The organism is Paractinoplanes deccanensis, from assembly GCF_016862115.1.
In the GTDB taxonomy this organism is placed as follows: Bacteria; Actinomycetota; Actinomycetes; order Mycobacteriales; family Micromonosporaceae; genus Actinoplanes; species Actinoplanes deccanensis.
The window spans coordinates 1-10035 of record NZ_BOMI01000074.1 but is presented as its reverse complement, the minus strand read 5'-3'; the positions used below and the strand labels follow the sequence as shown (position 1 = coordinate 10035).

General features: G+C 71.6%; 8 protein-coding genes, 2 tRNA genes, 1 other RNA gene and 1 pseudogene. 9 read left to right on the top strand and 3 right to left on the bottom strand.

Going from position 1 to position 10035, the window contains the following annotated elements; all coding sequences use genetic code 11:
- Positions 1-66: 66 nt before the first annotated feature.
- On the bottom strand, positions 67-957 hold the full coding sequence (locus Ade02nite_RS19655; RefSeq protein ID WP_203765411.1) for a M23 family metallopeptidase: 891 nt from the start codon (positions 955-957) through the stop codon (positions 67-69).
- A gap of 652 nt (positions 958-1609) precedes the next feature.
- On the opposite strand from Ade02nite_RS19655, the gene Ade02nite_RS19650 reads away from it, so the two are divergent.
- From Ade02nite_RS19650 to tadA, 4 genes are all read left to right on the top strand, one after another.
- Positions 1610-1945, top strand: a complete 336-nt coding sequence (locus tag Ade02nite_RS19650; protein WP_203765408.1) for a hypothetical protein — start codon at positions 1610-1612, stop codon at positions 1943-1945.
- Positions 1946-2309: 364 nt separating this feature from the next.
- Positions 2310-2519: a hypothetical protein gene (locus tag Ade02nite_RS19645; protein ID WP_203765412.1), complete on the top strand. Its 210-nt coding sequence runs from the start codon at positions 2310-2312 to the stop codon at positions 2517-2519.
- A gap of 102 nt (positions 2520-2621) precedes the next feature.
- A complete protein-coding gene (locus tag Ade02nite_RS19640; protein WP_203765404.1) occupies positions 2622-3134 on the top strand; it encodes a tRNA adenosine deaminase-associated protein in 513 nt (170 codons plus the stop codon).
- Positions 3131-3595 carry a tRNA adenosine(34) deaminase TadA gene (gene tadA, locus Ade02nite_RS19635; protein ID WP_379036045.1) on the top strand — a complete coding sequence of 155 codons (465 nt, stop codon included), beginning with the start codon at positions 3131-3133 and terminating at the stop codon, positions 3593-3595. Before Ade02nite_RS19640 ends, tadA begins: the two co-directional genes overlap by 4 nt.
- Positions 3596-3731: 136 nt before the next feature.
- On the opposite strand, the gene deoD is transcribed toward tadA, so the two are convergent.
- Positions 3732-4448 carry a purine-nucleoside phosphorylase gene (gene deoD, locus Ade02nite_RS19630; protein WP_203765402.1) on the bottom strand — a complete coding sequence of 239 codons (717 nt, stop codon included), beginning with the start codon at positions 4446-4448 and terminating at the stop codon, positions 3732-3734.
- 115 nt (positions 4449-4563) lie between these two features.
- Here deoD and Ade02nite_RS19625 point away from each other — a divergent pair.
- The 3 genes from Ade02nite_RS19625 to Ade02nite_RS19615 all read left to right on the top strand — a co-directional run bounded on the left by Ade02nite_RS19625 (position 4564) and on the right by Ade02nite_RS19615 (position 5740).
- A tRNA-Ser gene (locus Ade02nite_RS19625) sits at positions 4564-4653 on the top strand.
- Between the two features lie 354 nt (positions 4654-5007).
- On the top strand, positions 5008-5217 hold the full coding sequence (locus Ade02nite_RS19620; protein ID WP_203765400.1) for a hypothetical protein: 210 nt from the start codon (positions 5008-5010) through the stop codon (positions 5215-5217).
- A gap of 181 nt (positions 5218-5398) precedes the next feature.
- Positions 5399-5740 (top strand): STAS domain-containing protein, encoded by a 342-nt coding sequence (locus tag Ade02nite_RS19615; RefSeq protein WP_203765398.1) that lies wholly within the window; start codon positions 5399-5401, stop codon positions 5738-5740.
- Positions 5741-5790: 50 nt separating this feature from the next.
- Here the strand turns inward: Ade02nite_RS19615 and Ade02nite_RS19610 are convergent.
- Positions 5791-5878 (bottom strand) — tRNA-Ser (locus tag Ade02nite_RS19610).
- A gap of 81 nt (positions 5879-5959) precedes the next feature.
- Here Ade02nite_RS19610 and ffs point away from each other — a divergent pair.
- Positions 5960-6054: signal recognition particle sRNA small type (gene ffs / locus Ade02nite_RS19605), an RNA gene on the top strand.
- Positions 6055-6152: 98 nt separating this feature from the next.
- Positions 6153-7850 (top strand): annotated as a pseudogene (locus Ade02nite_RS50940) (DNA polymerase III subunit gamma and tau); the annotation flags it as partial.
- Positions 7851-10035 lie beyond the last annotated feature (2185 nt).

Genomic DNA, 10035 nt, shown 5'->3' with positions numbered 1-10035 from the left:
TTTGTTTCTCGGCTAGGCGGGGCCTGCGGTTATTTCCTGGCCCGGGTCAGGTCCGGCGGTTGTGGTTCAGGCCTGGCAGTTGTGCGAGCGGTTCCAGGCCGCGACAGTGGCGACCGGGCTCTTTTGCCCCTTCTTGCGCCATGAGTCCAGGAACGTGGCGGGCCAGATGACGCCGCGCCGCACCTTCCAGTCGCCGACCTTGGCGCACGGCGGCGAGATGCCGTAGTGCAGGTGGCAGACCCCGTTGGCGTTGCCGGTGCGGCCGACCTTGCCGAGCAACTGGCCGGCCGAGACCCGGACACCCTTCTTGATGCCCGTCTGCACCTTGCTCAGATGAGACCCGTAGTAGCGGACACCGTCGTCACCGAGCAGCGACACCGACAGGCCGCCGTTGTTGGGCCCGTCGGGCGACCCCTTGACATACACGTCCTTGAGGCTGATCTCGAGAACCACCCCGCTGGTCGTGGCGACGACCGGCTCCCCGCAGTCGGCGAAGATGTCGGTCGCCGGATATTTCGAGTGGGTGGGGTGATAGTCGACGTTCGACGCGTTGACCGGGAAGACGTATTTCACCGTCGTCGGCGCGGCAGCGGTCGTCTGCTTCGCCGGGTCGGAGGTCGCAGGCGCCGCGGAGGTCGCTCCCGTCGAGCCGGGCGCGGCCGCCGACGCGGGCCCGCTGGGCGCCGCCGCCAGGGGCGGAGAGGTCGTCTGGCCGCTCGCACTCACCTCGGGCTCGATGAACTGCGGGGTCGCCGTCACCGACGGGGAACCGACACTGCCGCAGCCGGCCAGGCAGACGGCCAGGACGGTCAAACCGGAGAGAGCACGGAGCAGGGGCACCGAGCCATCCTGGCAGAACTGTTCGCATCCTGCCGACTGGCTGTGGACAACGACTCCAGCGCACCGGCCGCCTGTGGATAACCGGCCCGGCCCTCTCCGGGGTGGATAGGCTGGCATTCGCCGGTCGGCAGACCCTCCTGCCGGCGCGGTGAACGAGCCACGGTGGAGGTGGACGGTGACGGACACAAACGACGCCTGGCGTTCGGCCATGCCCACACCCTCACAGCCCGCCACACCCTCACAGCCCGCCACACCCCCACAGCCCGCCACACCCCCACAGCCGGCGTCCTCTCACCCGGCGCCCTCTGCCTCGGCGCCCCCTCAATCGGCGCCTCCTCAGCCGGCACCTGGTCAGTCGGCGCCCCTTCAGCCGGCACCTGGTCAGTCGGCGCCTTCTCACCCGGCGCCTTCTCACCCGGCGGGCCCGCACTCGGCGTCCCCTCATCCGGCGGGTCCGCATGCTGTGGCCCCGGCCTCCGCAGTGCCCTTCGCCGGGGCGCCGCAGTTCTCCTCCGCCTTTGCGCACCCGGGGCCCGAGCACCGTGCTGCCTACCCGGCCTCGCCGCCTCTCGGGGCTCCTCATCCTGCGGCCGCCGGCCCGGCGTCTTCGCAGGGCGCGTTCGCCCATCCGGTCGGCGCTCACGCCGGCGGCATCAGTCCGGCGGGCCCCTACGCCGGTCCGCCCTATTCCGTGGCTGGTTCTCACGTCGCGGGCTACGGTCCGGCCGGCGCGCACGCCCCTTCGCCCTATCCCGCGGCGCCGCCCGCGGTGGCTCCGGTTCGCGGCTCCGGGTTGTTCCCGGGCCCCTCGCGGCCGGTCTATCGCGAGCCGCATCCGGTCAATGCCGGCCCCCTGCTCGCGGGCCTGGGCTCGGCTGCCGTGTGGATGGTGCTCTTCGGCTCGCTCGGCCGAGACTTGGCCAGTTATGCCTGGTGGACGCTGCTGGCCGCGGTGAGCGCCTGGCTCGTCGCGCTGGTCCTCACCACGATCGGCGACCGCGGCGTGGGCGTCGGCGTCGCCCTGGCCTCGGGGCTGGGGTTGTCCGTGGCCTTGGCCTTCGTGGGCGGCCGCTGGATAACGACGCAGGACTGGCCCCTGTGGTGACGCCGCGCTGATCGCTGTGGTGGACGTCGCCCGGCCTCGCGGCCGCTGTCGCTCGGCCTCGCGGCCGCTGTCGTTGGGCCTCGCGGTCGCTGTCGTTGGGCCTCGCGGTCGCTGTCGTTGGGCCTCGCGGTCGCTGTCGTTGGGCCTCGCGATCGCTCGGCCTCGCGGTCGCTGTCGTTGGGCCTCGCGGTCGCGTCGTTGGGGCCTCGTGGCCGCGTCGTTGGGCCTCGTGGCCGGCGCCGCTCGTCGCCTGCTCGGAGAGTGGCCGAAGGTGTGGTTTCGGCTACCTCGAGGGCTGGAGTTTTTGTCCGATCTTGCGGGGCTTGTCGGCGACCGGATGTGCCGTTGCCGTCGCGGTGCGCACTTGGCCTTGACGAACGGTTTGTGGTCGGCGAATCTCGCCTTTATGGCCCCCTCACCGCCCCGGCTCGACCCCGATCGGCGACGCCGCCGGCTCGAGCTGCTGGCAGCGCTCGCGAGTGCGAAATCGGCCCGGGAGAGCAGCCAGCCGCAAAGGCTGCGCCGGGCGCGTCTGCAGGAGCTCATCGCCATGCGTCGTCGCCTGGTGAACTGACTTGTGACCTGACTTCCTTCGCCGTCAAGGCGTGGCGCGCTCCGCCCGCCGTTCTTCCCGCTACCGTCACTCGCTGAAGACATAAGTCGCGTGGGGGGAAACTTGTCGACATTCGCTGCCGCCGTAGCCCGGGGCAAGAACGGGTGGACGGCGTCCGAGCTGGACCTGACCGGTCTGGCCGACATCGACGAGGTGGTCGACGCGCTGCGTGACGTGGAGCCGGACGCCGACCTGACGTTGCTCTTCGTCGAGAGCGACGACCAATATCTCGCGATCCTTCGCCTCGACGAGGGCGAGGACCTGCGGGTCTTCGGCTCCGACTCGGCGTTCGTGGAGGAGTCGCGGATCGGATCGGTGCTTCTCGGCGAGGTCGAGACGCCGGCCCTGGAGATCGACGAACTGACCGAGGGTGACGACGAGGAGAGCGACGGCCCGGCCGCCGATCCCGACGCCGACCCGGTCGGGGATGCGGAGCTGCTCAACGATCTCGGGGTCAACGCGCACCGGCTGCTGACGCTCTGCGGCATGGAGGGCATGCTGCCGTCCGACGTGACCGCCGAGATCTGCCAGCGCATCGGCTGCGGCGACGAGGTCGAGGAGCTGCGCGAGGCGTGAGCCTGGCGATCTCCCCACGGCACAAGGCGTGGATGCGGCGTGCCCTCGAGGTGGCCTCGGCCACCGGCGACGACGTGCCGGTCGGTGCGGTGATCTTCGATGCCGACGGTGCGGAGATCGCCGTGGGCGGCAACGAGCGGGAAGCGAGCGGCGACCCGACCGCGCACGCCGAGATCCTGGCGTTGCGCCGGGCCGCCGAACGCCTGGGCAGCTGGCGGCTCAGCGGCTGCACGCTCGTGGTGACCCTGGAGCCGTGCACCATGTGCGCCGGCGCGCTCGTGCTGGCGCGGATCTCCACGCTCGTCTTCGGCGCCTGGGAGCCCAAGACGGGTGCTGTGGGCTCGCTCTGGGACGTCGTGCGGGACCGGCGGCTCAACCACCGGCCGGAGGTGTACGCCGGCGTGCTCGAGGACGAGTGCGCCGCCCTGCTGCGCGGATTCTTCGGCCGCGAAGCGCCCTGAGCCACTGGGAGCCGGAACAAGTGGTGCGCCTGGCCCGAGCCGGGACGCGAAGGGGGCGGTCCTGCGGTTGGGGGCGCTTACGGGCGTACCGCTGAAGTCGCGGCACCGGCACGAAGCCGATGCCGCGGCACCCAGCTCAGGCGACGCCCGAGATCGCGGTCTCCAGACCGATTTTGACCATGTCGCCGAAGCCCTGCTCGCGCTGGGCGGAGTCCATCTTGGCGCCGGTCTTGATGTGGTCGCTGACCGTGAGGATGGTCAGCGCCTTCGCGCCGTAGCGGGCCGCGATGGTGTAGATCGCCGCGGACTCCATCTCTACAGCCAGAACGCCGTAGTCGGCGAGCGCGTCGTAAAGGTCCGGGCGGTCGGTGTAGAACGCGTCGGCGGCCAGGATCGGGCCGACGCGGATCGGGGTCCCCTGGCGCTCCGCGACGTCGACCGCTGTGCGCAGCAGACCGAAATCGGCCACCGGCGCGTAGTCGATGAGGCCGTCGAAGCGGGACCGGTTCATGTTGGAGTCGGTCGCCGAGCCGATCGCGGCGATCACGTCGCCCAGCTGGAGGTCCGGCGCGAGGGCGCCGCAGGAGCCGATGCGGATGACGGACTTCACGCCGTACTCGTTGATCAGCTCGTGTGTGTAGATGGACGCCGACGGCATGCCCATGCCGGAGCCCTGCACGGACACGCGGACGCCCTGGTAGGTGCCGGTGAATCCGAGCATGCCGCGGACCTGGGTGTAGCACTTCGCGTCCTGCAGGAACGTCTCGGCGATCCACTTCGCCCGCATGGGGTCGCCGGGGAGCAGGACCCGCTCGGCGATGTCGCCCGGCTGCCCGCCGATGTGCACGCTCATGGTCGCGTCTCTTCTCGCTCGCTCATACCTCGGATACTGCCAGGTCGCGCGGGGTCTGCTCGGCGAAGGGGAACCCCGCGGCGAGCGCCGATCGGCGTCAGGTAACGTACTTCCCGGTGGTGTGTCCGAGCGGCCTAAGGAGCACGCCTCGAAAGCGTGTGAGGGTTTACGCCCTCCAAGGGTTCAAATCCCTTCACCACCGCCACCAGCCGGCGGCTCCCTGCGGAGCCGCCGGCTTTTTGTTGCCCTCGGCGCCTTGATCACTGTGCGTGATAGTGAAGGGTTTTCATGTACGCCGCGTGAGGGCCCCTCATGGGAGCCTTTTCCAAGATCAGGTATCGTGCACGTAACGTCGCCGTTTCGGCCTTCTCGGTCTCCCGCCACCACCTGTGGCGATGACGGACCGTGATGACGGGAGAACGGCCCAAAGACAGGGCCTGTAGCGCAAGTCACTAAGCTGAAAACTACCGGATCAGACAATGCGCTTTTAACCGGCTGGTGAGAAAGTTTCACAAGATTGCCCGGCGCCGATGCGTGTGAACTGTCCTAGATTTGACTCGTGAGAGTTGAGCAGCACTGGTGGAATGGTGACGTCCGGCTCGCCCGCCGCGACGTCTACGTCCGCACCGACGGCGAGCTCTGGGAAGTCGAAGCTCAGATGGGCGGCCCGGACGGCAAGTCGAAGGTGCAGCAGTGTCCAGGACGGGCTTCTGCCATGATCCTGGCCGACGCGTGGCGCGGTCCACGCTGGCAGTGGCGCAAGGTCTGAGGCGCCAGGAGCCGAGGCTGGGCCGCATCAGCTTGACATCACACGGCCAGCCGATCTTTTGAACGGGCCGGATCTCCCTATCGGAGGTCCGGCCCGATCGCATTCCCGCACTGATTGTCCGATGACAAATGGTGGCGTTCTTCTAGCGTGGGTTGCCCATCACCGCCAGAAAGTGATCCCCATGCAGGCCACAGTCACCGATCATCGTTGCGACGTCGCCGTGCTCCACCTGAGGGGCGAGCTCGACGCGGACACCGCCGGTCAGCTCCACGGGATCCTGGCCGACCTGCTGGAACGTCCCGTCCCGCGGATCGTGGTCGACCTGTCCGACCTGAAGTTCTGCGACTCGGTCGGCCTGAGCGCCTTCATCACGAGCAAACAGGTCATCGCCGCGCGCGGCGGCTGGCTCAGCTTCGCCGGCGCCAACCCATTCCTGATGCAGCTGCTCGAGACGGTCGGCCTGGGCCGCTACTTCGCGATCTTCCCGGAGGTGGACGACGCGATCGCGGCCGCGCAGCTCTGAGAAACGGCGAAGGGGCTGGACTCGGGTGAGTCCAGCCCCTTCGTGCTGTCTGGCGGAGGATACGAGATTCGAACTCGTGAGGGTGTGAACCCAACACGCTTTCCAAGCGTGCGCCCTAGGCCTCTAGGCGAATCCTCCGTTGGCCAGGATACAGATGCGATTCGCGGGTGTCGCACGGGTCCCCGCCGCACCGTCCGGCGGGGTTGGGTACTCTGGGGGCCAGCCTCTCGTGCGGCGTGCATCTCGTGAACCTCCCCAGGGCCGGAAGGCAGCAAGGATAAGCGGGCTCTGACGGGTGCACGGGAGGCCCTTTACGTCTTCGGGGACTGCACCCCGGCCACCCCAGCGGTACAGAGTTGGTTCTTGTCATACCCCCGACGGACAATGGCGCGGTCGTTGAGGAGGGGCTGGAGTGGCACTCGCGCTATACCGCAAGTACCGGCCGCGTACGTTCGCCGAAGTCATCGGGCAGGAGCACGTCACCGAGCCGCTGTCGCAGGCGCTGCGCAGCGGGCGGTTGCACCATGCCTATCTCTTCTCTGGGCCCCGCGGCTGCGGCAAGACGTCCAGCGCCCGGATCCTGGCCCGCTCGCTCAACTGTGAGCAGGGTCCCACCCCGGAGCCGTGCGGGGTCTGCGCCTCGTGCCGCTCGCTCGCCAACGACGGCGCCGGGTCGATCGACGTCATCGAGATCGACGCGGCCAGCCACGGTGGTGTCGACGACGCCCGCGAGCTGAGGGAAAAGGCGTTCTTCGCCCCGGCCAGCAGCCGCTACAAGATCTACGTGATCGACGAGGCGCACATGGTCTCGTCGGCCGGCTTCAACGCGCTGCTCAAGCTCGTCGAGGAGCCGCCGGAGTACGTGAAGTTCATCTTCGCGACCACCGAGCCCGAAAAGGTGCTCGGCACGATCCGGTCGCGGACCCACCACTACCCGTTCCGGCTGATCCCGCCGGCGGTGCTCCGGCCCTACCTCCAGCAGCTCACCGACGCCGAGGGCATCGCGGTCGAGCCGGCGGTCTTTCCCTTGGTCGTACGAGCGGGCGGCGGCAGCGCGCGCGACACGCTCTCGGTGCTCGACCAGCTGATCGCCGGCGCCGGTCCCGACGGGGTCAGCTATTCGCGGGCCGTGTCCCTGCTCGGCGTCACCGACGTCACACTGATCGACGAGATGTGCGACGCGATCGCGGCCGGCGACGGCGCCGCGGCCTACTCGACGATCGACCGGGTCGCCGAGGCGGGGCACGATCCACGCCGCTTCGCCTCCGACCTGCTCGAGCGCTTCCGCGACCTGATCGTGCTCCAGCAGGTGCCCGACGCGGTCGCCAAGGGCCTGATCGACGGCCCGGCCGACCAGCTCGAGGCGATGGGCTCCCAGGCGGCGCGGCTGGGCCAGGCAACCCTCTCCCGCTGCGCCGACATCGTGCACAACGGCCTCGTCGAGATGCGCGGCACCACCGCCCCCCGCCTGCTCCTCGAGCTGATCACGGCCCGCATGCTCCTGCCCGGCGCCGACGATTCGACAGGCGCGCTGCTCCAGCGTCTGGAGCGCATGGAGCAAAGGCTTTCTTCCGTACGAGGTGACGGCGCGGCCCTGGCTCTCGGCGCCCCGGCGGGCGCGGTCGGCGGTGCATCGGGCGGCTCGGCCGGCGGCTCGGTCGGCGGCTCGGCCGACGGGTCGGTTAGCGGCGTCGCCGTCGGTGGCCCGATGAGCGGCCCGGGTGGCGGCTCGGGTGGCGGCTCGCTCGGCGGCGGGGCGGATGCCGAGCGGGACGGCTCGGGCGGTGGTGCGCCTGTGGTTGGCGGTGGGCTGTCGGCGGCTCGTGCCGCTGCCAAGGCGGCTGCTGCTCGGCGCTCGACTGCGGCCGGTGGCCGGGGGGCTCCGGCTGGGGGCGGTGCTGTGGCTCCGGGCGCCCCGGCGGCTGCTCCTCCTGGTGTGTCGGCTCCTGCTGCCGCGTCGGCTCCTCCTTCTGCTGCCGCGTCGGCTCCTCCTGCCGCGTCGGCTTCTGTGGCCGGTTCTGCGGCCTCTGCTCCTTCTGCTGACGTGCCGGCCTCGGCCTCCGGCACTGCGGCGTCGGCCTCTGCCTCTGCTGCTGCCGCGCCGGCGGTTTCCGCCGCGTCGGGGGTGGCTTCGCCGGGGTCTGCTGCCGCTGCCGTGCCTGTCGCCGCCGTGCCTGTCGCCTCCGGGCCGCCGGCTGGGGCCGACCCTGACTGGAACCAGGTGGCCGACGGCGCGGCCGAGCACTACGACGAAGAGCCGCCATGGGACGACTACGAGACGGTCGAGCCCGCGGCGATGACTGCCTCCGGACCGGAGGCGGCTGTGCCTGGCCTGCGGGCTGACGCTGCCTCTGCCGTTCGTCAGGCCCCGGCCGAGGTCGCCGCACGGGCCGGGCGGGTGGAGGCGGCCGCCTCGACTGGCGACGCCGGGTCCGCTCGCGGTGGGGAGCCGGCCGACGTGCCTGCGCCTGCTCGGCGGAGTGAGCCGGCCGAGATGCCTGCGCCTGCTCGGGGGAGTGACCCGGCCGACGTGCCTGCGTCCGTTCGGCGGAGTGAGCCGGCCGAGATGCCCGCGTCTGCCCGCCGGAGTGAGCCGGGCGACGTGTCCGCGTCCGCTCGCCGCAGTGAGCCGGCCGGTGTGCTGCCGGATGCGCCTGAGGAGCCGGGGGCGGCCGCTGTCGAGGCGGTGGCCGCCGGGCCGGGGCAGCCGACGGCCGAGGAGATCCGCCAGGCTTGGCACGACGTTCTCGAAGAGGTGAAGAAGCAGCCGCGCGGCCGGATCCTCCAGGCGGCGGCCAAGGATGCCGTCGTGCGCGCGGTCGAGGGGCAGACTGTCGTCCTCACCGCCTCTGCCGGCATCCAGCCCCGCATCGCGCAGGGGGCCGCGCTGATCGCCAATGCGCTCTACGAGGTGCTCGGCGGCCAGTGGGAGGTCCGCTGCGAGGTCGCCGGCGAGGGTGGCGCCGTGCAATACGGCCGTCCGCAGGGCGGGCCTCAGCGGGGAGCGCGCCAGCCTTCCCGCAACGAAGGGGCGCGCCCGGCTCCCGCGACTCAGCGGTCCGCGCCGCCGTCGGGGCAGCCCGCGTCGGCCGCCCGCGAGCCGCAGAACCGCCGGCGCGAGGCGGCCGCGCCCGCTTCCTCCGACGACGATTGGCCAGAGCCGGTCAAACCGGGTGGCCTGACCGCGGCGCCACCGCCGCCGGTCGCCGATGACGACGAGTGGCCCGAGGTCACTCCGATCGGCTCCCAGGCGCCGAGCAGCCGCCCGGCCTCGCACGACGACATCCCGGGCCGGGCCGATGGGCCCGCGCCGGCGTCCGGTGCGGTCTCCGGCCAGGCGGCCGCCGCCGGGCCGGCCCTGGCCGGCCAGGGCGTCGCTCATGCCGGCGTCGCCGCGGCCGGCCAGGGCGTCGCTCATGCCGGCGTCGCCGCGGCCGGCGGATCCGGCTTCGGCGGTGCAGGCGGTGTCGCAGCTGTCGACGCGGCTCCCGCGCGGGTCGAGGAGCCGGTAAGAGGCGGACCGGACCCGGCGGGCTCGGGCGATGCTGAGTGGCCTCAAGTCACGTCGACGAGCGGGCCGGCCGGGATCATCTCACCGGACGCGTCGACCGGGGCTGTTTCGCCGGGCGAGCTGGTGCGGGATGCCGTGCCGAGCGCTGACTCCGTGTCAGAGCCGGGGGCGGCTACGCCGCAGCCGGCGGGCTCATCGGGTGAATACGCCGCACCGGCTCAAGGAGGTTCGGCGGGCGGTGGTCTGAGCGCTGCGCGGGCCGCCGCGGCGGCTGCGGCTGCTGCGCGGTCGGCGGGGGCGAGTGCGCCTGCTGCCGATAACGGCGGTGCCAACGGTGCCGGTGGAGGGCCGGGTGCTGCCGCGGCGGCTCGGGCTTCGCGCAACGCGGCGAGCGGTGGGCTTGCGGCGGCGCGAGCGGCTGCGGCCGGGGCCCGTAACCCTGGTGCTCGGCAGGCGCCGGCCAAGCAGGCGTGGTCCGACGGATCGCCGACCGAGGAGGCGCCGTACGACCCGGAGTACGACGGGCCGCCCACGGGTGGGGCCGCGCGGAGCTTCGAGGGCTTCGATCCGGGTGACGAGCCGCTCGACGAGGTGCTCGACGAGAAGACCGCGCGGGAGAGCGGGGAGCAGCAGGCCCTGCGCCTCCTCCAGGAGGCGCTCGGCGCGGAGAAGATCGGCGAGACGGGCTAGGCCGGTGGTGGGTGTTGCGCTCCGGCGGCTCCCCGGGGCGGCACTTGCTCGGGCGTGCGGCTGACAGCGGCGGTGGTCGGCGCTGGAGGGGTGC

Bases quoted from the DNA above. Each gene is read 5' to 3' on its own strand.
- deoD (WP_203765402.1), bottom strand. From the start codon at position 4,448: ATGAGCGTGCACATCGGCGGGCAGCCGGGCGACATCGCCGAGCGGGTC.
- Ade02nite_RS19615 (WP_203765398.1), top strand. From the start codon at position 5,399: ATGCAGGCCACAGTCACCGATCATCGTTGCGACGTCGCCGTGCTCCAC.
- Ade02nite_RS19655 (WP_203765411.1), bottom strand. From the start codon at position 957: ATGCCAGCCTATCCACCCCGGAGAGGGCCGGGCCGGTTATCCACAGGC.